The sequence below is a fragment of the Agathobaculum sp. TL06 genome (genome assembly GCF_054658635.1).
In genome coordinates this window covers 1-20,490 of the sequence record NZ_BAAGGY010000013.1, presented here as the reverse complement: position 1 = coordinate 20,490, position 20,490 = coordinate 1, and the positions used below count along the sequence as shown (strand labels likewise).

The 20,490-nt window shown below is 59.1% G+C and carries 22 protein-coding genes; 15 read left to right on the top strand and 7 right to left on the bottom strand.

The window, feature by feature from the left end; all coding sequences use genetic code 11:
* The first annotated feature begins 5 nt into the window (after positions 1–5).
* The 5 genes from trpD to trpA are packed head-to-tail and all read left to right on the top strand — an operon-like array spanning position 6 to position 4,359.
* A complete protein-coding gene (gene trpD / locus ACYQ3S_RS09115) occupies positions 6–1,022 on the top strand; it encodes an anthranilate phosphoribosyltransferase (RefSeq protein WP_459688657.1) in 1,017 nt (338 codons plus the stop codon).
* Positions 1,019–1,801, top strand: a complete 783-nt coding sequence (gene trpC, locus ACYQ3S_RS09110) for an indole-3-glycerol phosphate synthase TrpC (RefSeq protein ID WP_459688655.1) — start codon at positions 1,019–1,021, stop codon at positions 1,799–1,801. Before trpD ends, trpC begins: the two co-directional genes overlap by 4 nt.
* On the top strand, positions 1,798–2,409 hold the full coding sequence (locus ACYQ3S_RS09105) for a phosphoribosylanthranilate isomerase (protein WP_459688653.1): 612 nt from the start codon (positions 1,798–1,800) through the stop codon (positions 2,407–2,409). The genes trpC and ACYQ3S_RS09105 overlap by 4 nt, the downstream gene beginning before the upstream one ends.
* On the top strand, positions 2,406–3,590 hold the full coding sequence (gene trpB / locus ACYQ3S_RS09100; RefSeq protein ID WP_459688651.1) for a tryptophan synthase subunit beta: 1,185 nt from the start codon (positions 2,406–2,408) through the stop codon (positions 3,588–3,590). Before ACYQ3S_RS09105 ends, trpB begins: the two co-directional genes overlap by 4 nt.
* Positions 3,583–4,359, top strand: coding sequence for a tryptophan synthase subunit alpha (gene trpA, locus ACYQ3S_RS09095; RefSeq protein ID WP_459688649.1), 777 nt, complete (start codon positions 3,583–3,585; stop codon positions 4,357–4,359). Before trpB ends, trpA begins: the two co-directional genes overlap by 8 nt.
* 64 nt (positions 4,360–4,423) lie before the next feature.
* Here trpA and ACYQ3S_RS09090 read toward each other — a convergent pair whose 3' ends face one another.
* Entirely contained in the window at positions 4,424–5,101 is a 678-nt protein-coding gene (locus tag ACYQ3S_RS09090; protein ID WP_459688647.1) for a TIGR00266 family protein, read from the bottom strand.
* A 231-nt stretch (positions 5,102–5,332) separates the two neighbouring features.
* On the opposite strand from ACYQ3S_RS09090, the gene ACYQ3S_RS09085 reads away from it, so the two are divergent.
* The 8 genes from ACYQ3S_RS09085 to ACYQ3S_RS09050 all read left to right on the top strand — a co-directional run bounded on the left by ACYQ3S_RS09085 (position 5,333) and on the right by ACYQ3S_RS09050 (position 13,643).
* Complete coding sequence (locus tag ACYQ3S_RS09085) at positions 5,333–5,917, top strand: GerMN domain-containing protein (protein ID WP_459688646.1); 585 nt, start codon at positions 5,333–5,335, stop codon at positions 5,915–5,917.
* Positions 5,918–6,276: 359 nt separating this feature from the next.
* Positions 6,277–7,104 carry a sugar phosphate isomerase/epimerase family protein gene (locus tag ACYQ3S_RS09080; RefSeq protein ID WP_459688644.1) on the top strand — a complete coding sequence of 276 codons (828 nt, stop codon included), beginning with the start codon at positions 6,277–6,279 and terminating at the stop codon, positions 7,102–7,104.
* A 134-nt stretch (positions 7,105–7,238) separates the two neighbouring features.
* Positions 7,239–8,642, top strand: coding sequence for an MFS transporter (locus ACYQ3S_RS09075; RefSeq protein WP_107630892.1), 1,404 nt, complete (start codon positions 7,239–7,241; stop codon positions 8,640–8,642).
* Between the two features lie 43 nt (positions 8,643–8,685).
* The gene (locus ACYQ3S_RS09070; protein WP_459688642.1) at positions 8,686–9,744 is read left to right on the top strand and encodes a zinc-dependent alcohol dehydrogenase; all 1,059 of its coding nucleotides are present in this window, start codon (positions 8,686–8,688) and stop codon (positions 9,742–9,744) included.
* Between the two features lie 17 nt (positions 9,745–9,761).
* Entirely contained in the window at positions 9,762–10,625 is an 864-nt protein-coding gene (locus ACYQ3S_RS09065) for a transketolase (RefSeq protein WP_459688640.1), read from the top strand.
* Positions 10,626–10,631: 6 nt separating this feature from the next.
* Positions 10,632–11,600: a transketolase family protein gene (locus ACYQ3S_RS09060; RefSeq protein ID WP_459688639.1), complete on the top strand. Its 969-nt coding sequence runs from the start codon at positions 10,632–10,634 to the stop codon at positions 11,598–11,600.
* 40 nt (positions 11,601–11,640) lie between these two features.
* Complete coding sequence (locus ACYQ3S_RS09055) at positions 11,641–12,753, top strand: glycerol dehydrogenase (protein ID WP_459688638.1); 1,113 nt, start codon at positions 11,641–11,643, stop codon at positions 12,751–12,753.
* Positions 12,754–12,755: 2 nt separating this feature from the next.
* Entirely contained in the window at positions 12,756–13,643 is an 888-nt protein-coding gene (locus tag ACYQ3S_RS09050; RefSeq protein WP_459688637.1) for a helix-turn-helix domain-containing protein, read from the top strand.
* Positions 13,644–13,719: 76 nt separating this feature from the next.
* Here ACYQ3S_RS09050 and thiE read toward each other — a convergent pair whose 3' ends face one another.
* The 5 genes from thiE to ACYQ3S_RS09025 form a co-directional block, all read right to left on the bottom strand.
* A complete protein-coding gene (gene thiE, locus ACYQ3S_RS09045; protein ID WP_459688635.1) occupies positions 13,720–14,355 on the bottom strand; it encodes a thiamine phosphate synthase in 636 nt (211 codons plus the stop codon).
* Between the two features lie 14 nt (positions 14,356–14,369).
* Positions 14,370–15,107, bottom strand: coding sequence for a nitrilase-related carbon-nitrogen hydrolase (locus tag ACYQ3S_RS09040; protein WP_459688634.1), 738 nt, complete (start codon positions 15,105–15,107; stop codon positions 14,370–14,372).
* A complete protein-coding gene (locus tag ACYQ3S_RS09035; RefSeq protein ID WP_459688633.1) occupies positions 15,083–15,559 on the bottom strand; it encodes a YbaK/EbsC family protein in 477 nt (158 codons plus the stop codon). The genes ACYQ3S_RS09040 and ACYQ3S_RS09035 overlap by 25 nt, the downstream gene beginning before the upstream one ends.
* Complete coding sequence (locus tag ACYQ3S_RS09030; protein ID WP_459688632.1) at positions 15,559–16,092, bottom strand: DUF1836 domain-containing protein; 534 nt, start codon at positions 16,090–16,092, stop codon at positions 15,559–15,561. Before ACYQ3S_RS09030 ends, ACYQ3S_RS09035 begins: the two co-directional genes overlap by 1 nt.
* Before the next feature lie 79 nt (positions 16,093–16,171).
* Positions 16,172–16,960: a class I SAM-dependent methyltransferase gene (locus ACYQ3S_RS09025; RefSeq protein WP_459688631.1), complete on the bottom strand. Its 789-nt coding sequence runs from the start codon at positions 16,958–16,960 to the stop codon at positions 16,172–16,174.
* Positions 16,961–17,148: 188 nt separating this feature from the next.
* On the opposite strand from ACYQ3S_RS09025, the gene ACYQ3S_RS09020 reads away from it, so the two are divergent.
* Positions 17,149–18,381: a polysaccharide deacetylase family protein gene (locus ACYQ3S_RS09020; protein WP_459688629.1), complete on the top strand. Its 1,233-nt coding sequence runs from the start codon at positions 17,149–17,151 to the stop codon at positions 18,379–18,381.
* A 235-nt stretch (positions 18,382–18,616) separates the two neighbouring features.
* On the opposite strand, the gene ACYQ3S_RS09015 is transcribed toward ACYQ3S_RS09020, so the two are convergent.
* The gene (locus ACYQ3S_RS09015) at positions 18,617–18,973 is read right to left on the bottom strand and encodes an NADPH-dependent FMN reductase family protein (RefSeq protein WP_459688627.1); all 357 of its coding nucleotides are present in this window, start codon (positions 18,971–18,973) and stop codon (positions 18,617–18,619) included.
* Between the two features lie 57 nt (positions 18,974–19,030).
* Here ACYQ3S_RS09015 and ACYQ3S_RS09010 point away from each other — a divergent pair, with 57 nt between their 5' ends.
* Complete coding sequence (locus ACYQ3S_RS09010) at positions 19,031–20,008, top strand: 4Fe-4S binding protein (protein WP_459688625.1); 978 nt, start codon at positions 19,031–19,033, stop codon at positions 20,006–20,008.
* Positions 20,009–20,490 lie beyond the last annotated feature (482 nt).

Sequence of the window (20,490 nt, the reverse complement as noted above, 5' to 3'; positions counted from 1 at the left end):
AGCAAATGATACAGCAGGCGATTCACACAGTAATCAACGGCAGGGATCTGGATTATGACACCGCCCGCGCCACTATGCAGGAGATGATGGACGGCACGGCGACCGACATCGAGATGGCGACGCTGCTCACCGCCCTGCGCATGAAGGGCGAAACCATCACCGAAATCACGGCCTGTGCCGAGGTGATGCGCGAAAAGGGCGCGCATATCGAGCCGCGCGGCGCGGTGATGGACATTGTCGGCACCGGCGGGGACGAGGTCGGCTCGTTCAACATCTCGACTACCGCGTCCTTTGTCGCGGCGGCGGGCGGGGTGCCGATCGCCAAGCACGGCAACCGCTCGGTGTCGTCCAAGTCGGGCGCGGCGGACGTACTCGAAGCGCTGGGCGCGGCGATCGACCTGACCCCAGAGCAGAACGAGCGCGTGCTGACGGAAACCGGCATCTGCTTCCTGTTCGCGCAGGGCTATCACAAGTCGATGAAAAACGTTGCGCCCGTGCGCAAGGGCATGCGCGAACGCACGCTGTTCAACGTGCTGGGGCCGCTGTCCAATCCGGCGCGCGCGACCATGCAATTACTCGGCGTGTACGACGAAAAGCTGGTGCTGCCGATGGCGCAGGTGCTCTCCAACCTCGGCGTGACGCGCGGCATGGTGGTCTGCGGCGGGGGCATGGACGAGGCGAGCCTGCTCGGGGAGAACAAGGTGTGCGAGATTCGCTTCGGCAAGCTGACGCCGTATGCGTTTACGCCGGCCGACCTCGGCCTGCCGTCCTGCACGGTGGCCGACCTGCGCGGCGGCTCGCCGCAGGAGAACGCGCAGATCACGCGCGACGTGCTTTCGGGCAAAGAGCGCGGCGCGAAGCGCGGCGAGATCCTGCTCAACGCGGGCATCGCGCTCTACCTCGGCATCGACGGCATCCAGCTCACGGACGGCATCAAAAGGGCTGCGGAGCTGATCGACAGCGGCGCGGCGTATGCCAAGCTGGAACAGTTTATCCGGACGACACAGGAGGTGTCCGCATGATTCTGGACGAACTTGCCGCCCATGCGCGCGAGCGGGTCGCGGCAGCCAGGGCGCGCGTCCCGCTGGAGGAGATTCGGGCGCGGGCCAAAGCCCTGCCGCGCGGGGACTTCCGCTTTGAAAAGGCGCTCGCGGGCAGAGAAGCCGCGTTCATCTGCGAGATCAAAAAGGCCAGCCCCTCCAAGGGCGTGATCGACCCGCAGTTCGACTACCTTGGCATTGCCGGACAGTACGAGGAGGCGGGCGCGGACTGCATCTCGGTGCTGACCGAGCCGAAATGGTTCCTCGGCTCGGACGAGATCTTCCGCGCGGTGCGGCTGGCGGTCGATGTCCCCCTGCTGCGCAAGGATTTCACGGTGGACGAATACCAGCTCTACGAGGCGAAGGCGTTGGGCGCGGACGCGGTGCTGCTGCTCTGCGCGCTGTTGGATACGGATACGCTGCGGAGGTATCTCGCGGTCTGTGACGCACTCGGCCTGTCCGCGCTGGTGGAGACGCACGACGAAGCGGAGCTGCGTTCCGCGGCCGCGGCGGGCGCGCGGGTGATCGGCGTGAACAACCGCAACCTGAAGGATTTCTCGGTTGATCTGGACAACGCGGCGCGGCTGCGCGCGGGTGTGCCGGCGGGCGCGGTCTTTGTCGCGGAGAGCGGCGTATCCTGCCCGGCGGACGCGGCGGCGCTGCGGCAGGCCGGGGCGGACGCGCTGCTGGTGGGCGAATACCTGATGCGGTCGCTCGACAAGGAGGCGGCGCTGCGCGGCCTGCGGGAGGCGGTGAAATGAAGCTCAAATTCTGCGGCCTGACCCGCATGCAGGATATCCTGGCTGCAAACGCGGCCCGCCCCGACTATGTCGGCTTTGTGTTTGCGGACAGCCGCCGCCGCGTGACCGAGGAACAGGCGGCGCGGCTGCGTGCGCAGCTTGCGCCGGGCATACAGGCCGTGGGCGTGTTTGTCAATGACGAACCGGAGCGCATCGCGGCGCTGGCAAACGCGGGCGTGATCGACCTGGTGCAGCTTCACGGCGGGGAAAGCAGGGCGTATCTCGACCGCCTGCGCGGCATGACAGACGCGCCGGTGCTGTATGCAGTCCGTGTGGGGACGCATGCGGATATTGAACGGGTAAAAGATTATCCGGTGGAATTTTTGTTGCTGGACGCTTCGGTAAAAGGCATCTGCGGTGGGAGCGGGCGCACATTCGACTGGTCGCTGATCGGGGCGGTGGAAAAGCCGTATTTCCTCGCCGGAGGCATAGATGAAAGCAACCTCTCACGCGCCCTGCGCACGGGCGCGTACGCGCTCGACCTGTCGAGCGGGATCGAAACGGACGGCGTCAAGGACGAAACAAAAATGCGCCGCGTGGCGGCGCTGGTAAGGGGAGAACAGCCATGAGTAAAGGACGATTTGGCGTACACGGCGGGCAGTACATGCCGGAAACGCTGATGAACGCGGTCATCGAACTGGAACAGGCCTATGACCATTATAAAAACGACCCCGCCTTTCAGGCGGAGCTGACCGGACTGCTGAACGATTATGCAGGCCGTCCGAGCCGCCTGTATCATGCGGCGCGCATGACGCGCGATCTGGGCGGGGCGAAGATTTACCTCAAGCGCGAGGACCTGAACCACACGGGCGCGCACAAGATCAACAACGTGCTCGGGCAGGTGTTGCTGGCCAAAAGGATGGGCAAGACCCGCGTGATCGCGGAGACCGGCGCGGGGCAGCACGGCGTGGCCACCGCGACCGCCGCCGCGCTGATGGACATGGAGTGCGAGGTGTTCATGGGGCGTGAGGACACCGAGCGGCAGGCGCTCAACGTGTACCGTATGCGGCTGCTGGGCGCGCAGGTGCATCCGGTGGACAGCGGCACGGGTACGCTCAAGGACGCGGTCAGCGAAACCATGCGCGAGTGGACCAGCCGCATCGCGGATACGCATTACGTCCTCGGCTCGTGCATGGGGCCGCACCCGTTCCCGACCATTGTGCGCGACTTCCAGGCGGTGATCTCCAGGGAGATCAGGGCGCAGGTGCTGGAGCGGGAAGGCCGCCTGCCGGACGCGGTGCTGGCGTGCGTGGGCGGCGGCTCGAACGCCATCGGCGCGTTCTACCACTTCATAGAGGATAAGGGCGTGCGGCTGATCGGCTGCGAGGCCGCGGGCCGCGGCGTGGACACGGCCGAGACCGCCGCCACCATCGCCACCGGACGGCTGGGCATTTTCCACGGCATGAAGAGCTATTTCTGCCAGGACGAGTACGGCCAGATCGCGCCGGTATATTCGATTTCTGCCGGACTGGACTACCCGGGCATCGGGCCGGAGCATGCCTACCTGCACGACATCGGCCGCGCGGAATACGTCGCCGTCACGGACGATGAGGCGGTGGAGGCGTTCGAGTACCTGTCCCGCACCGAGGGCATCATACCGGCAATCGAGTCCGCGCACGCGGTCGCGCATGCGATGAAGCTCGCGCCGCAGATGGGCAAGGACCAGATCATTGTCATCAACATTTCCGGCCGCGGCGACAAGGACTGCGCCGCGATCGCACGCTATCGGGGGGAGGATATCCATGAGTAAGGTAAAGCAGGCGTTTGCCCGCGGCAAGGCGTTCATCCCGTTCGTCACCTGCGGCGACCCGTCGCTTGACGTGACCGAACAACTGGTCTATGCGATGGCGGAAGCGGGCGCAGACCTGATCGAGCTTGGCATCCCGTTTTCCGACCCGACCGCGGAGGGGCCGGTCATTCAGGCCGCGAACGAGCGCGCGCTCGCGGGCGGCGTGACTACGGATAAGATTTTCGACATGGTGCGCCGCCTGCGCGCCAGAACCGACGTGCCTATGGTGTTCATGACCTATGCCAACGTGGTGTTCTCCTATGGGGCGGAAAAATTTATCCGCACCGCGGCGGAGGCCGGCATGGACGGGCTGATTCTGCCCGACCTGCCGTATGAGGAAAAGGGTGAATTCGATCCGCTGTGCCGGCAGTACGGGTTTGACCTGATCTCGCTCATCGCGCCGACCTCGCACGAGCGTGTCCGTGCGATTGCGCGCGCGGCCGAGGGCTTTGTGTACTGCGTGTCCTCGCTCGGCGTGACCGGCGTGCGCTCGCATATTACGACCGACGTGGGCGCGATGGTGCGGCTGGTGCGGGAGGAGCGCGATATCCCGTGCGCGGTCGGCTTCGGCATTTCCACGCCCGCGCAGGCGGCGGAAATGGCGGCGCAGTCGGACGGCGCGATCGTCGGCTCGGCGATCGTTAAGCTGTGCGCCCAGTACGGCGCGGACTGCGTGCCGCCGGTCACGGCCTATGTGCGCGAGATGGCACAGGCGGTACATGCGCTGTAAAAATACAAAAAAGTGGAGAAAACGCCTGTTTCCTCCACTTTTTTTGCAAATAATGACCGGCCGGTCAGCCGTTGCCCGTGGGGATGAACGGGCGGATTGCCATGGCGACGCCGGAAATCGGCATGGTCTGCAGCCAGATTTTGCCCGGGCCGGTCAGGGTGGTGTTGAACAGCCCTTCGCCGCCGAGCAGCTTGTTTTTCAGGCCGGGAACCTGCTGGATATCGATGGACACGCTCGGCTCAAAGCCCGCGACGTTGCCGGTGTCAACCACCATTTTCTGCCCCGCAGCCAGATCGTATTCGACCAGTTCGCCGTCAATCTCGACAAAGGCGGTGCCGGAACCGGACAGGCGCTGCATAATGAAGCCCTCGCCGCCGAAAAAGCCCGCGCCCAGCTTTTTATTGAAATGGATGGAAAGCTCGACTCCCGCTTCCGAGGCGAGGAATGCGTTTTTCTGCACGATCATTTCGCGGCCGGGGGCGATGTTGAGCGGCAGGACTTTGCCGGGGAAGCTGGAGCCGAAAGCGATCATGCCCGCACCGTTCGCGGTATAGATGTTCTGGAACATGCTTTCGCCGGAAAAGGCTTTGGAAAACATTTTCCCAAGGCCGCCGCCGCGCGTTTCCATCTGCATATTGGGGCTCATCCAGACCATAGAACCCTTTTCCGTAATCATCTGCTCCCCGTCGGCCAACTGGCAGACCACGACTGGAAATACGCCGCCCTTGATTTCATAATTCATACGGTATCCTCCTTTTACAGTGCTGAGGTGAATAAAACTTCCGTTTTTATAGTATCGCGGAAACGGGATGCTGTCAAGCAAATGGAACAAGGCTTGTATCCGCTTCGTCCAATATGGTATAATCATAACAGAATAAAAGGAATGTTGATTTGCCAGGGCGGGCTTGCGCGGCCCTTGTGCCGGAAGGCCGCTGCCGTGGCGCTGTGATGCAAAAGGAAGGAGGCGTTTTGGATGAAAAAACGTACTTTGATTGTTATTGTGGTCCTGATAGTGGTCGCGTTGATCGCGGCGGCCTGCGTATATGGCTATGTGTCGGGCCGGCAGCAGGCGCAGGAAGAGCCGCCCGTCAGCGAACCGGAAAAGCCAACGGAGCCGGAAGGGCCGGATACGCCGGACAAGCCGGACGAGGAGCCGGTGCAGCCGGACAACCCTAACCCTTCGGGCGGGGAGTCGGTGATCGTGTATGTGCCGGATGAGCAGGGCGAAACCCTGACGCCGGTCGGCGCGGACGCGAAGGACGACTCGGATCAGGCATTGGTGGACGCGCTGATCGCGGCCAATTCCCTGCCGGCTGGAGTCGAGGTCCAGTCGGCGGCCGTGGAGGACGGCGTGCTCAAGCTGGACATGAACGCCGCCTATGGCGAGGCGGTCCGCGCATCCGGCACCACGGGAGAGAGCATGCTGATCTATTCGCTGGTCAATACGTTCGCGCAGGCGCGCGGCGTGGAACAGGTTTTGATCACAGTGGACGGCGCGCCGCTCGAAACCGGACACGATATCTATGACTATCCGTTGACGGCAAACAGCAATCCGTAAAGGCATGACCGGCCCCTGCGAAAGCGCAGGGGCCGGTTTTTGCGCCATATGCAGGAAACGACAGGGCATGATTCATATTGACGAAAAGCACAGGCGGTAAGCCGCCGGACGCATCCAAGGCGTCCGGCGGCTTTTTTCTTTGCGGGGTTATAAATTTTTATTGTAGCAATCCTGACAAAGCGCCGCGGGGAAATTTGTGATTATTGTCGGGAGTGGGTTCAATCTTTATTCAGATGGACCTAAAAAGTTGGAAACTGTCCCTCTGAAACATGGAAAGTTTATGCGATTTGCTTAAAATGAAACGTACAAAAAGAAAAAATATATGCAATAGTACGATGGAAGGCGGAGGAGGACAGGACATGGAACGATGTTACAATTTGCAGACCTGCGCGGCGAATTCATCATTGGAGCAGGATATCAGGCTTTGCGCGGCCGCGGGCTTTTCCTCGGTGGAAATCGATTTTCAAAAGGCGAGAGACTACCTGCAGGAGCACACGCTGCAGGATCTCAGCCGGCTGATGCAAGCGCACCGGATGCGGTGCGCCTCGATAAATGCAATATTTTCCATAAACTTTTGCACAGAGCAGCAGTGGGAGGACGTATGCGCCCAGTTGGACTTCGCCTGCGATCTGGGAGAAGCGACCAGCGCGGATCGGGTGATCGTCCTTTCCAACGAGCGGGCCGATCTGCCGGCGGGCGTCACCGACGAAGCGATCTTCACGGACACGCTGCAGGCGCTGCACCGCCTGGCGGACAGGGGCAAGGCGAGAGGGATGAAGATCGCCTTCGAGCCGGTCGGCACCATGGCGATCGGGGATATCGGCACCGCCTGGCGGCTGGTGCAGGCGGCGGACCGGCCGGAGGTCGGGCTGGTGATCGACGACTTCAACCTGTACCTGTGGGATGTGGGCGCGGACTTTGATGTGATCCGCGGCATCGCGCCGGAGAAGGTGTTCATGGTGCATCTCAACGATGCGGAAAAGATTCCGTTTGCGCGGCTTGACCAGAACCACCGCTGCATGCCGGGAGACGGGCGGATCGATGTGCGGCGGTACATGGAATGCGTCCGCGCCTGCGGCTATGACGGTCCGGTGTCGGTCGAGGTGCTCAATTCGGAGATCTGGGCGAAAGGACCGGAGACGGTTATCCCCGAGGCCTACGAGAAAATGGGGGAATTCGTCGATTGATGTGTGATTGATGCGCGGCCGTTGCTGCAGGACAGCCGCGGATTGAGGAATGATGCATGCGTTAGGAGGGGGAGACGGAATCAAGCATAAGCGGAAAAGAGGATAAAAACAATGATATGGAATAGGAGAACGGTATGACGAATTTACAAAATGAAAGCAAACGCTTCTATGTCAAAATTGGTACCGGAGAAAAGCTCGCCTATGGCTTCTGGGGCTTTGGCAGCGACCTGGTATTCCAGACGATCACGATTTACTTAACGTTTTTCTACACGGATATCTTTGGCATCACGCCCGCCCAGGTAACCGCACTGTTCCTGGCCGCGCGTGTCTGGGACGCGATCAACGACCCGCTGATGGGCGCGATCGTGGAAAAATGCCATTTCAAGCATGGCAAATACATCCCCTGGTTTGTGGGGCTGTGTATCCCGTACGGCATTTCGACGGTGCTGGTATTCACCACGCCGGAAAGCATCAGCAAGGTTGCGTACGCGTGGTTTACCTATATCCTGTTTGGTATGCTGTTTACCGGCATCATCATTCCGGTGACCTCGCTGTCCTCTTCCATGACGCAGGACCCGATCGAGCGCGCCAAGCTCAATTCGTTCCGTATGTTCTGCTCGGGCATTGGCGGCGTGGCCTGCTCCATCCTGGTGCCAAAGCTGTCCGAATCGCTGGGTACCACGCCGCAGAACGGCTACCAGCGCGCCATGCTGATCCTCTCGGTCGTAATGGTGATCTCGTTCCTCGTGGCTGGCAAGGTGTGCAAGGAGCGCGTGCCGGAATCCGCGATGGACAAGGAGGAGCCGTTCCGCTGGCGGGATATCGGCACGCAGTTTGCAAAGAACAAGCCGCTGCTCATCCTGTTTGTCATGTATCTGGCGGCCTACACCTACAACATCCTGGTTTCCTCGGTCGGCACCTACTTCCTGCAGTACAACGTGGTGCAGTATAACATCTCCACCTCGATGGATATGGGTACCTGGAACCTGCTGCAAACGCTTCCGTCCATTATCCCGATGCTGTTCGTACCGGCGATTGCGCGGCGCGTGGGCAAAAAGATGACCGTAATTTACGGCTGCGCGATCTCCACGATCGGCATGCTGCTGTTCTTTGTCATGCCGAACACAATGATGATCGGCTTCTGCATCGGCAAGGCGCTCGGCTCGTTCGGCTACGGCATGACGCTGGCAACGATCTGGTCCACCCTGCCGGACTGCGTGGAATACGGCGAATATGTCACCGGACGCCGCTGCGGCGGTTTGATCTTCTCGCTCGCATCGTTCTCGATCAAGATTTCCATGACGATCGCGGGCATCCTGCCGACCATTCTGTTCAGCTTCACCGGCTATGTGGCGAACGCGGTGCAGAACGAGGCGACGCTGACCGTTATCAAGGCGCTGAACTCTCTGGTGCCGGCGGTCATCCTGATTATTGGCATTCTGGTTTATACGCGGTACTCGCTGACCGAAAAGCGGTTTGACGAGATCGTGGAGGAGCTGACCCGCCGCCGCATGGCTGCCAAGCAGGCGGAGGACTGAGCGGCAACATAACAACGCAACAAGAATAAGGAGGCTAAACGCAATGAAAGTGGTATGCGGTATTAAGGTCGGTAATATGAAGGATCCGGACGAGGCGAAGCGGGGCAGGGTCGGCATTGTCGACTTTCCGGTAAAGCCGGTCGGGCCGGAGGAAGTGAAGATCAAGGTTGCGTATTGCTCGATCTGCGGCTCGGACCCGCATATCGTGGGCGGCGCGTTTGGCCTGGAGCCGCCGTTCGGCCTGGGGCATGAGATGTCGGGCGTGATCGTCGAGCTGGGCGAGCGCGCCGGCGATACCGGCCTCAAGGTGGGCGACCATGTGGGCGGCAATTTCCTGCATTACTGCGGAAGCTGCTATTACTGCAAGACCGGCAATCCGGAATACTGTGAGAACGCGGGCAATGAGCCGTGTATGGCGGAGTATGTCGTCTGGCACAAATCCCAGGTGGTCAAGCTGCCCAAGGGCGTCAGCCTGCTGCAGGGCTGCATGATGGAGCCGCTTTCCATCGGCGTGCGCATCATGGATAAGTCCAACCTGCAGACCGGCGGCCGCGTGCTGGTTTCGGGCGGCGGTCCGATCGGCCTGATCACCTGCCAGCTGTTCAAAAAGCGCGGCGCGGCCTGCCTGACCCTGTCCGAGCCGAACCAGGAGCGCTGCGCGATCGCCAGGAGCATCGGCGTGGATTACACGGTCGACCCCACGAAGGAGGACCTGTTTGCGCGTGGCATGGAGATCACCGAGGGGCATGGCTATGACGTGATCGTCGAGGTTTCCGGCGTGCCGGGCGCGGCGCAGTCCGTGCTGCCGCTTGCGGCAAAGTGCGGCACCGTGCTGTTTTCCGCGATGTTTCCGAATTCGTACGACCTGCCGTTCAACCTGTATGAGTACTGCTACAACCGGCAGATCACGGTCAGCGGCACCTACTGCACGCATTTCAACTTTGAGCGCACGGCGCTGATGCTGCCGGATATGGACTTCAGCGCGTTCACAAAGCCGGAACAGATCTTTGATATCGATGACTGCGAGCAGGCGTTTGCGGCGCACCTGAGCGGTAAATATCCGAAAATCGTCATCCGCTGCAACCAGTTTGACGGAGAATAACAAGGAGGAGCTTGAAGATGAGCGAGAAAAAGCTGTTGACGATTCCGGAGCTGGAGGACAAGTGCGTCGATATCCGGAGCGATCTGCTGAATTTTATTTACCGCATCGGCATGGGCCATCTGGGCGGCGAGCTGTCCATTGTGGAGATGGCGGTCGCGCTGTATTACAAATACCTGAACTTTGACGTCATGGACCCGCACAAGGAGGGCCGCGACCGCTTCATCCTCTCCAAGGGCCATTGCTCGGAGACGCTGTACACCATCTTCTCCGATTTGGGCGCGTACACGCAGGACTACATGGTCGAACACTTTGAAAACCTTGACCAGTACAAGTTCGGCATGCACTCCAACCGCAAGAAATGCCCGCAGATCGAGGTTTCGGCCGGCTCGCTCGGACACGGCCTGCCGATCGCGGTCGGCTACGCGCTCGGCGCGCGCTATCGCAAGGAGAACTACCGCGTGCTCGTCATGATCGGCGACGGCGAGTTCGACGAGGGTACCAACTGGGAGGCCCTGATGGCGGGCGGCCACTACCAGCTCAACAACCTGACCTGCATCCTGGACAAAAACGGCCTGCAGATGACGGGTACGACCGAGCATGTCATGAACATCGATCCGGTGGCGGACAAGGTGCGCGCGTTCGGCTGGGACGTCATCGAAATTGAGGACGGCAACGACATGGCGCAGGTCTGCGCGGCGCTCGACCGCCTGCCGGAGCGCGACTATGCAAAGCGCGCCAAGCCGACGTTCATTATCTCCAACACGGTCAAGGGCAAGGGCGTTTCCTTCATGGAAGGCAACCACAAGTGGCACGGCGGCGGCATCGGTGAAGAGGATCTCAAGACCGCGCTCGCGGACGTTGCAAAAATGAGAAAGGCGTGATGAACGATGGCAGCGAAAACGACTTACGATTTTGATATGATGCTCTCCAACGCCCGCGAGGCGTACGGCGAGGAGCTTTACAAAATGGCCTGCGAGGGCAAGGATTTTGTGTTCACCTTCAGTGACAATGTGGCGCCCTCCTCCTCGGCGGGCAAGCTGCTCAAGGAGTTTCCGGAGCGGTGCTTCAACTTCGGCATCGCCGAGCCCGACCAGGTCGGCGCGTCGGCAGGTCTGGCGCTGTCCGGCTGCACGGTGTTCTCCCAGGTGTTCGGTCCGTTCCTGCCCCTGCGCGCGGCCGATCAGATTCACACTGACATCGCGTATAACGACGTGAAGGTCCGCCTCATCGGCACCCATTCGGGCGTGACCGCGGGCGGCGGCCCGACCCATAACGATATCGCAGACCTGGCGCTTTACCGCGCCATCCCCAACCTGACGGTTGTCGTTCCCGCCGATGCGGCGCAGTGCTGCAAGTTTATCCGTGCGTCGATGGATTACGAAGGCCCCATGATTATCCGCATCGACCGCGCGGGCTCGCCCAACGTCTACGCCGAGGATTATGAGCTGACCATCGGCAAGGCGATCGAGACGCTCGAGGGTACGGACGCCTACATCATCTCGTGCGGCTCCAACCTGTACGAGTGCCTGATGGCGGCCAAGATGATGAAAGAAAAGCATGGTTCGAGCATCGGCATCCTGGATATGCACACCATCAAGCCGCTCGACGCAGACGCCATCCTGCGCGTGGCGCAGAAGACCGGCAACATCGTAACCGTTGAGGACCACTCGATCAACGGCGGACTGGGCGGCGCGGTCGCGGAAGTCCTGTGCGAAGCCAGCTACAAGGGCAACTTCCGCCGTGTCGGCATGCCGGACGAGTTCGCTGTGCTGGGCTCGACGGACGATATCTACCATTATTACGGCATGGACCGCGACGGCATCACGGCAAAGCTGGAAGAGATGCTGGGCCTGTGACCGGACGACTGTTTGAGAGGGAAAGCGAGGGAATACTGAAATGATGACACAAGTCATGGGCTGCTGCGGAAAGTATGTGCAGGGCTACGGCGTGCTTCACGACCTGAACAAATATGTGGACTGGATGGGCTCGAAATTTCTGGTCGTCGCCAGCAAAAACCGGATGCGCGACCTGAAGGACACCATCTCCGCCGCGCTCGCGGGAAAAGAAGTCTCCTTTTATGAGTTTTCCGGCGAATGCAGCTGGCCCAATATCCAGAAGCTGATGGACGCGGCGCAGTCGTTCGGCGCACAGACGCTGATCGGCATTGGCGGCGGCAAGGTGGTGGATTCGGTCAAGGCGGCGGCGTTTAAGGGCGGGCTGCTCAACGAGGTCATCATCCCGACAATCGCGGCGACCGACGCTTATACCAGCGCGGCGTCCTGCATTTACGACGAACAGACGCACATGATGACCGAGGCGATCAACTCCCCCAAAAACCCCGACCTTGTGCTGGTGGACACCGAAATTCTGCTGAAAGCGCCGGTGCGCCAGTTCGTCTCCGGTATGGGCGACGCGCTTTCCACCTATGTCGGCGGTCTGGTGTGCCAGAACAATTATTTCAATAACCACCACGGCGGCGTGGGTACGCACAGCGCGCTGGCGATCGCCAAGCTGTCCTATGACATGCTGTTCCGGTACGGCCGGCAGGCCAAGCTGGCCGCGGAAAAAAGGGCGCTGAGCGACGCATATAATGCTATAATAGAAGTGAATATACTGATGAGCGGCATGGGGTTTGAAAACAACGGCTCCTCCTCGGACCACAGCTTCTATTTCGGCACCCTGGCGCTGCCGGACCGAGAGGAATATGTGTACCACGGCGAGGGCGTGGCGTTCTCCACCTGCTGCCAGCTCGTGATGCAGGGCGCATCCAATGAACAGCTCGACGAGGTTTACCGTTTCTGTCGGGATGTGGGCCTGCCCATCACCTTTGACGATATGCATTTGAGCGACCTGACGGACGAAGAGTACGACATCATGACAAAAGCGGCGCTGGAGCAGGGCTTCATACACAACCAGCCGTTTGAGGTCACTTATGAAAAGGTGCTTGGGGCTTATAAGGCGGCGGATGCGATAGGCCATCTGTACCATGAGGGAGGCTCTCTGCTGTAAATATGAACGACCGGCAATATATGAAGAACATCGCGGAGCTTGCGTTTTCCGGATATAAATTTGTAGTATACTATGCGGAAATGCTCGACCGCTGGATTGCCGAATTCCCGCATAACCACCCCATGTATGAGATCTATTATGTACTGGAGGGGAATGTCAGGATCAATATTGCCGGTACGGTGCAGGAATTGCGGGAGGGGCAGGCGTGCGTCCTCTCCAAGGATATCAAGCACCATCTGTATTACGATCCGGACGTACCCAAACGGTACTTTGCGCTGATTTTTGACATTGTCCCCTGCGAGCGGCTTGCCATGAACGGGCCGGACGGACCCGCCGAGCTTGCGGATATCCGGCAGGCGCTGCTTCCGGTTGATAAAACAGGCTTTCAGATACTCAACGCGCATGCGGACGCACGGCAGAACGTCGAACGCATCCTTGCGGAAATCAGGGAGCGACGGCTCGGCTGGAATACGCAGGCAGTCATGCTGTGCTATCAGTTTTTCATTTTGACGCTGCGGCAGATCATGAGAGCGCCGGTCAGGGACGTGCATTTCTCCGGTCATGAAAACCTGGCGATGCAGGTGTCCATGTATATCCATGCGCATTATCCGGAAAATATTTCGGTGGAAAGCGTGGCTGAAGCCCTCAACGTATCGCCGCGTCACATCAATCGGGCCTATAAAGCGATGTTCTCCACAACGTTTATGAAAAACACCAACCTGCTCCGCATTGCATACGCGAAAAATTACCTGTGTACGACCGATTTGTCCATCGAGGAGATTGCGGAAAAGATCGGCTTCACCTCGTCGCGGGCGCTGTACAAGCTGTTTCAGCAATACGAGGGGCTTTCCCTGTCGCAGTATCGGGAGCGGCATAAAAACGACAACTGAATACACCATATAGAAAGCCGCAGGCTCCGTGAGAGAGCCTGCGGCTTTCGTATTCTGCTGCATGGGGCGCGCGGCGTCAGCGCTTTTCGCGCATGGACAGCACCCTTTGACGGATTGCTGCCGCTGCGGCGCGCGGGTCGTCCGCTTTCATAACGGCGGACACGACCGCCACACCCGCGATCGGGCTGTCCGCGAGAACGTTCAGATTATCCGCCTGCAGGCCGCCGATGGCGACCACCGGAATGGGAACGGCGCGGCAGATCTCGTTCAGTGTGGAAACCGGCGTCAGCTTGGTGGCAACGTGGGTCGTGGTGGGATAGATCGCGCCTGTGCCGAGGTAGTCCGCACCGTCCGCATAAGCGGCCTTGGCGGCTTCGACGGATTTCGCGGTCGCGCCGACGATCCGGTCCGGCCCCAGCAGGCTGCGGCAAATCGCAACCGGCAGGTCGCTCGCCCCGACATGCACGCCCGCCGCGCCGCAGGCGAGGGCGACGTCCACCCGATCGTCAATGATGAGCGGCACCTGGAAGCGGTCGGTGACTTCCTTGACCCGCAGCGCGAGCGCAAGATAATCGCGGCCGCCGGCGTCCTTTTCGCGAAGCTGAATGAGCGTCGCGCCGCCGGCGCAGGCCTCGCTGACCGCGCGCAGCAGGCTGTCCTCCGTGTGGTAGCTGCTATCTGTAATAACGTAGAGCGTGGGATCGAATTGCATGTTGATTCCTCGATTCATATTGATAGATTGAGCAGGCCACAGCCCGATTCGAGCGCGCCGAGTCCGGCGCCATCCGGCGCGAACGCAGCGCTGTAGCCAATGAAGCGGTTCGGCGCGTATTGACCGGCGCCGAGTACGGTCATATGGTTTTCAATCGCGCGGGCGCGCAGGAGGGTGCGCCAGTGCAGCAGCTTGTTCGGCCCCACGACCCAGCCGGCGGGGACGAACAGCACTTCCGCGCCCGCAGCCCGTTGCGCGGCGGCCAGCGCGGGAAAGCGAAGCTCGAAGCAGGTGATGATGCCAAGGCGTCCGGCGGGGGTATCGACCGTCGGAAAAGCGCAGCCGCCCGCCCGGCATTCATCGGATTCGCGGCAGCCGAACGCATCATACAGCATTTGCTTGCGGTGGCAGCCGCGCAGCGCGCCGCAGTCGTCCAGCACAACGACGGTGTTGTACGGCAGGCCCTCCGTGCGCTCATATATGCCCGCGGCAAGCCACAGACCATGCCGCCGCGCCAGCTCGGCCAGGGCGGTCACGAACGGGCCGTCCAGCGGCTCTGCGGCCTGGATATTCAGCGACCGCCTGTTCGTTTTTGCGTAAAACATGCTGTATTCCGGCAAAAACAGCATGGATGCGCCGGCATTCGCGCTTTCCTGCGCAAACGATTGAATGATGCGCAGGTTGTGCCGCTTGTCCGTTCCGGCGCCGAACTGCGCAAGGGAAACGGTTATGCCTCGCGCCAGCCCTTGCATACGTCCACCCATGCCTTGTAGCCGGAGAACTGCTCCAGCTCTGGAATGGTCAGCTCGATGGCAGAGTTCGCGGAGCCGCAGGCGGGGAATACCGTTTCGAACCGGTGGAGCGATTCATCCAGAAAAACGGTCACGCCGGAGTTGATGCCGAACGGGCAGACCCCGCCGACCGCGTGGCCGATTTCCGGCTCGACCTCCTCAAAGGCGAGCATTTTCGCCTTGCAGCCGAAGCGGGCCTTGTATTTGGGGTTGTCCACCTTGGCGTCGCCTGCGGCGACAATCAGGATTACGCCGTCGTTCGTGCGGAACGACAGCGTTTTGGCAATGCGGGCCGGCTCGCAGCCGACAGCCTGCGCCGCCAGCTCGACGGTGGCGGAGGAGGTGTCGAATTCCATCACGCGCTGCGCCGCGCCGAAGCGGGACAAATGTTTTTTTGCTTTTTCAATAGACATCAGGTAGTTCCTCCACTCTGTTCCGGTATGGTATCAATCAGGCGTTCGCACAGGCGGCGCAGATAGACCGCGGTTTCGCTCAGCGTCAGGCAAAGCGCGAGGCGCTCGTCCGGATCGTGCGGGTCGGCGGGCAGATGCTCGCGCAGCAGGGGCGGGACAAGCGCGCGGATGCGCTCCTTGTTCTGGAGCAGCCGCGTATAACCGGCCTCAAAATCCACGCCGTCCCGTCCGGTCAGGGCCTTCACGTCGCTGAGTTTGAGCGTCTGCTTGAGATGGTAGACGCAGAGCAGCTGCATGATTTGCTGGCGGGTGTATTTTTTGCCGCGCACGGGCGCCAACAGGCCCTCCTTGACATAGTTGTGGACCATGGTTTTGGTCAGCAGCTTGTCGGATGGGTCGCGCTTTTCCGCCGAAAGCGTCTCGTCGAACAGCGACAGCACCTGGTCCATATACAGATCGAGCCGCGGCACATCGGCAGGCTGGATATCCTGATCGGAAAAAACCGCGTCGATCAGCGCATCAAGCTCGGACATGCGTTCACCTCATTCCTTTCCTTATATTATAGTCCTTTCCCGCGGCCGGCGCAAGGGTGTGGGCCATCCGTCCGGCGGCTCACTTTTGGAAAATATCGAGCGCATGGCTGGTGACGCCAGCCAGGTCCGGCCGTTCGCAGGTGGCAAAGTGGTATTTCAGATACAGCGCGAAGGCAGCTTCGTCCATTTGGTCGACCGCCTCGCGCATGAACAGGGCGCAGCCATCCGACGCGACATAATGCAGGCGGGTCACGGGGAAATCCGCCATCAGTTCGTCGATATCCTCCTTGCGGACAAGCTCGAACAGGTCCTTTGGCTGCGAGGCAGCGGCAAAGGTTTCCGCATCGAGCAGCCCGTCGCGGATATACGCGCGCACATCGATATTGCCCCGGTGGAAGCCTTCGTCCAGCAGGCAGCCGTCAGAGATGACATAAGCGGCGAAAACAATGCCGCCCGGCTTTGTTACGCGGAGCGCCTCCCGCAGCGCCTGCTGCTTGTCCTGCTTGGTGTAGAGGTGGTACAGCGGCCCGAGCAAAAGCGTGATATCGTATGCGCCATCCGGAAAGGCGGACAGGTCCAGCGCGTTGCCCTGAACGACGCGTACCTTTTCCTGGGGCTGGGTGCGCGCGCGGAACACCTCGATGTTGTGTTCGACCAGCTCCACCGCGTCCACGGTGTAGCCCTGCTGCGCGAGCGCGTGGGAGTAACGGCCGGTTCCCGCGCCGATTTCAAGCACGCGGCTGCCGGGGGACAGGTATTTCCCGATGTAGTGCATGGTGGTCAGAAACTCGACCGTTCCGTGCGGGAGACGCAGCCGGCTGTCCTCGTCATAGTGGTTGTAGAAATCGATCAGATAATGGTTGTCCATGAGCGGAAGCCTCCTTTTAGGGGAAATCGATGCGCCTGCCGCCGGACGGCCTGCGGCGTATTTCTGTGATTATACCACAGACCCGAACCGGCCGCAAGACGGCCGGCAGGTGGACAGCGGCGCAAAAATATGCTATACTTGAACAATAAACCATGGGGGATTGCGATAAAAGGGGGCAAACCAGTGCGATGAAACGGTTTTTGAGAAATGGGCTTTTGGCGGCCTGCCTTGCGGTGATGCTTTCCGCTTTCGGGACCTGCGGCGCGGCCGGCACGAAACTGCCGGTGCTGATGTATCACGATTTGACGACCGACCCGTCCAAAACCAACAGCATGACGGTCACGGACGAACGGTTTCGGCTGGATATGGAATTTTTACAGCAGTTCGGCTATACGCCGCTGCTGCCGGCGGACTTGATCGAAATTCGGGCAGGGAAAATGCCGATGCCGGACAAGGCGGTAATGGTAACCTTTGACGATGGCTACCGCTCCAACTATGATTATGCCTATCCGGTGCTGCAGAACACCGGCATGAAAGCCGCGATCGCGGTTGTTGCGCACAATATCCGGCAGGAGGGGGACGCTGATTCCGCGCGGCACAATATGACCTGGGATGAGCTGCGGGAGATGGTGGACAGCGGCGCTGTCGAGGTCGGCTCGCATACCTATAACCTGCATAACCCGCAGTATGGCGGGAACAACGCGCCCGATGGCATCAACGGGGTGATGCGCCGCAAGGGAGAATCGCGCAGCGCGTATAACGCGCGGGTGGGCGGCGACCTGTCGAGCAGCGTACAGTTGATCTTGACGCATACCGGCCAGGAAAAGGTCAATTATTTCTCCTACCCGTTCGGCGCGTATGACAGCTGGATGCCGGACCTGCTGGCGCAGGCGGGGATACAGGTCAGCGCGCTGACCAACCCTGGCCTGTCCGAGATTTCCGTTACCCTGCAGGGGCTTTCGCGCTACGGGATCACGATGGACCGGCCGGTGTCCGCGCTGCTGCGGCAGACCGACCAGGCGGTTCCGGCGCTGGCCGCGGTATCGGTCAACGGGGAGCTGGCCAAGCTGCCGGCCTACTGCATCAACGGCAACAATTATGTGCGCGTGCGGGACGTTGCGGTCCTGCTGGGGGGAACGGGCAGCGCGTTCAACGTAGAGTGGAACAGCGGGAAAAACCGTGTGGAGCTGCAGTCGTTTACGCCATACACGCCGCTGGGGACGGAAAACGCGCCCCTGTCCGGCGAGACCCGCACGGTTCAGTCCATCACGGAGCCGACCGTGGCGGACAGCGTACCCAGCATGGTCGCGGCGTATAATGTTGACGGGTATACCTATTATAAGCTGCGCAGCCTGGGCGACCTGTGCGGTTTTGCAGTCGATTGGGACGAGGAATCGCAGACGGTCATTGTAACCGCTTAAAAGGGAAATACACCGCACGGAGGGTGTACCCCTTACAAGGATAACCACCAAAACCGCTTCAGGGCATACAAAACCGCCGCAGGAGCTATGATGATCCTGCGGCGGTTTTGTATTTTCTCGATAGATTTAAACTGACCGCTTATTCCGTCCGAAGCACCGGCTCTGCATCTTCGGATGTTTCCGTCGCTCACCCCGCTTCGTAGGGGGAAGAAAAATCGATCCCAAGGTCGTTCAGCTAGTAGCCGATGCCCTCCTGTGCCTGGGGCATATCATTCCAGTAGATGCCTACGGGTTCCAAGACAGTGGCAGCCTCTGGCAGAGCGGCGGTTAGGTCCCGAATGGTAGAACTGAGGCCGCCGGTTCCATGGGCCACAAAGGAGAACACGGTCTTGCAGGACAGATCGTGTTCCTCCACAAAGGTGAACACCGCATCAGCAGTCCTGTCCAGGCACTGGTCGTAATCGCTGGGGTAGGGCTCTGCGACCCGAATGGAGAACAGATCGCCGCCCACTTTTTGCTGAATGCAGGAGGCCATGACAGCCGCATGGACAGGGATCAGCACACTGGCAGAGGTGGCGGCGTCCACATTCACAGAGGAAGGCTCGTCCACCAAACATGTTATTCGCGCAGAGAAAATAGGCAAATCAGGTTGCCGAGCCTTTCGCTCCGCCCTCCTGCGGCGCAGGGGCAAGGCGGTGGCAGCGGATTGGTGCTGCTTTCCTTAATTTTTTCATGGAGCATTCAATGGAGTGGCTACAACTTTTTAGAAATATTCTTTTCAGGAGATGATTGGAAAGTGAAACCCCAAAAGTATTTACCGCCGTTCGTTATGTGGATCGTTTTTGAGACGATTGCGGTTTCTTTATGGATCGTATATAGTGAAATTTTCTACTTCATTAATTTTTCTTATATTGGCACCGCAATTGCGACTGGGCTTATCCTTTTCGAAAAAAAGAAAAAATGGGCTCGAAATATGGTGCAATTTTCAGTCGGCCTATATATGCTCATATATCTGGGTTTCCTCTGCGGGGAAAATATGCAGATAGAGGGATTTTGGTATTATCTTTTCCTCGGTGCATTTAAGGCTGCTGTTATTCATTTTGCTATTGCAAAAATTTTTGGCCCATTATTGTTTGGACGTGGATGGTGCGGTTATGCCTGTTGGACCGCGATGGTCTTAGATTTGCTTCCATTTAAAGTCCCCGTTGCCCCTCGTAAGCATTGGGGCAGGATCCGTTATTTCGTCTTTGGGGGAGCGTTCCTATTTGTCGGTCTGCTTTTTGTCCTTCGGATTCCGAATAAGGAGGAGGTTATGTGGAAGAGCTTTATCATTGGAAATATTCTCTACTATATTGTTGGCATTTCTTTGGCCTACAAATGTAAAGATAATCGGGCTTTCTGTAAGTATATTTGTCCAGTTACAGTTTTTTTAAAACCGATGAGTTATTTTTCGATTTTTCACATTAAAGTGGATAAAAAGAAATGTATCTCTTGCGGTAAATGCGAAAGAGGATGTCCCATGAATGTTGAAGTTCCAAGTAACTGCCGAAAAAAGCGAAATGCAACAGATTGTATTTTGTGTATGAAATGTGTGGAAGAATGTCCCCGAAATGCTTTGAAGCTATAGTAAGCCTTAGCAGAACTGTCGATGAAGAGATAAATGACACATATCATGTGGGGCGCTCCGGCTTCGCGGAACGGATGCACTGATTTAAAAAATTGAAGTGCTGACCACAGGTGTGAGTCGTCGCACGCCGGATTTTCTGTATGTTGTGATATATACGCTATGGAAAACGTATATTCCCGAGATAGCAATCGAGTCTAGCTGAACTCTACAAGCGATTTAGCGCGGGAATATAGAGACTGGGTAGGGATAGTGATGGGAGTGGATGATAGCGAATTTTCAGCTTTATGACGCAGTTAAAAATGTTTCACCCTGGTTTAATAAAGGAGGTATTTATTGTGCAGTTAAGGAAAATATTGGGTATTCGACAAATCATGTAGATTTGGCTTAAATCATCAGATATGAACAAAAACACGCAAATGTGAGACTGGAAAAAATAAACAGGCGTCAGGAAATGACACCATTATGTGGAACAACGTAAAATG

Coding starts and splice junctions, on each gene's coding strand:
- ACYQ3S_RS09085 (WP_459688646.1), top strand. CDS start 5,333: ATGAAAAAACGTACTTTGATTGTTATTGTGGTCCTGATAGTGGTCGCG.
- thiE (WP_459688635.1), bottom strand. CDS start 14,355: ATGCAATTCGATCCCACGCTCTACGTTATTACAGATAGCAGCTACCAC.
- ACYQ3S_RS09055 (WP_459688638.1), top strand. CDS start 11,641: ATGATGACACAAGTCATGGGCTGCTGCGGAAAGTATGTGCAGGGCTAC.
- ACYQ3S_RS09040 (WP_459688634.1), bottom strand. CDS start 15,107: ATGCAAGGGCTGGCGCGAGGCATAACCGTTTCCCTTGCGCAGTTCGGC.
- ACYQ3S_RS09105 (WP_459688653.1), top strand. CDS start 1,798: ATGAAGCTCAAATTCTGCGGCCTGACCCGCATGCAGGATATCCTGGCT.
- ACYQ3S_RS09035 (WP_459688633.1), bottom strand. CDS start 15,559: ATGTCTATTGAAAAAGCAAAAAAACATTTGTCCCGCTTCGGCGCGGCG.
- trpC (WP_459688655.1), top strand. CDS start 1,019: ATGATTCTGGACGAACTTGCCGCCCATGCGCGCGAGCGGGTCGCGGCA.
- ACYQ3S_RS09090 (WP_459688647.1), bottom strand. CDS start 5,101: ATGAATTATGAAATCAAGGGCGGCGTATTTCCAGTCGTGGTCTGCCAG.
- ACYQ3S_RS09025 (WP_459688631.1), bottom strand. CDS start 16,960: ATGGACAACCATTATCTGATCGATTTCTACAACCACTATGACGAGGAC.
- ACYQ3S_RS09050 (WP_459688637.1), top strand. CDS start 12,756: ATGAACGACCGGCAATATATGAAGAACATCGCGGAGCTTGCGTTTTCC.
- trpB (WP_459688651.1), top strand. CDS start 2,406: ATGAGTAAAGGACGATTTGGCGTACACGGCGGGCAGTACATGCCGGAA.
- ACYQ3S_RS09060 (WP_459688639.1), top strand. CDS start 10,632: ATGGCAGCGAAAACGACTTACGATTTTGATATGATGCTCTCCAACGCC.
- ACYQ3S_RS09030 (WP_459688632.1), bottom strand. CDS start 16,092: ATGTCCGAGCTTGATGCGCTGATCGACGCGGTTTTTTCCGATCAGGAT.
- ACYQ3S_RS09070 (WP_459688642.1), top strand. CDS start 8,686: ATGAAAGTGGTATGCGGTATTAAGGTCGGTAATATGAAGGATCCGGAC.
- trpA (WP_459688649.1), top strand. CDS start 3,583: ATGAGTAAGGTAAAGCAGGCGTTTGCCCGCGGCAAGGCGTTCATCCCG.
- trpD (WP_459688657.1), top strand. CDS start 6: ATGATACAGCAGGCGATTCACACAGTAATCAACGGCAGGGATCTGGAT.
- ACYQ3S_RS09075 (WP_107630892.1), top strand. CDS start 7,239: ATGACGAATTTACAAAATGAAAGCAAACGCTTCTATGTCAAAATTGGT.
- ACYQ3S_RS09080 (WP_459688644.1), top strand. CDS start 6,277: ATGGAACGATGTTACAATTTGCAGACCTGCGCGGCGAATTCATCATTG.
- ACYQ3S_RS09065 (WP_459688640.1), top strand. CDS start 9,762: ATGAGCGAGAAAAAGCTGTTGACGATTCCGGAGCTGGAGGACAAGTGC.
- ACYQ3S_RS09020 (WP_459688629.1), top strand. CDS start 17,149: ATGAAACGGTTTTTGAGAAATGGGCTTTTGGCGGCCTGCCTTGCGGTG.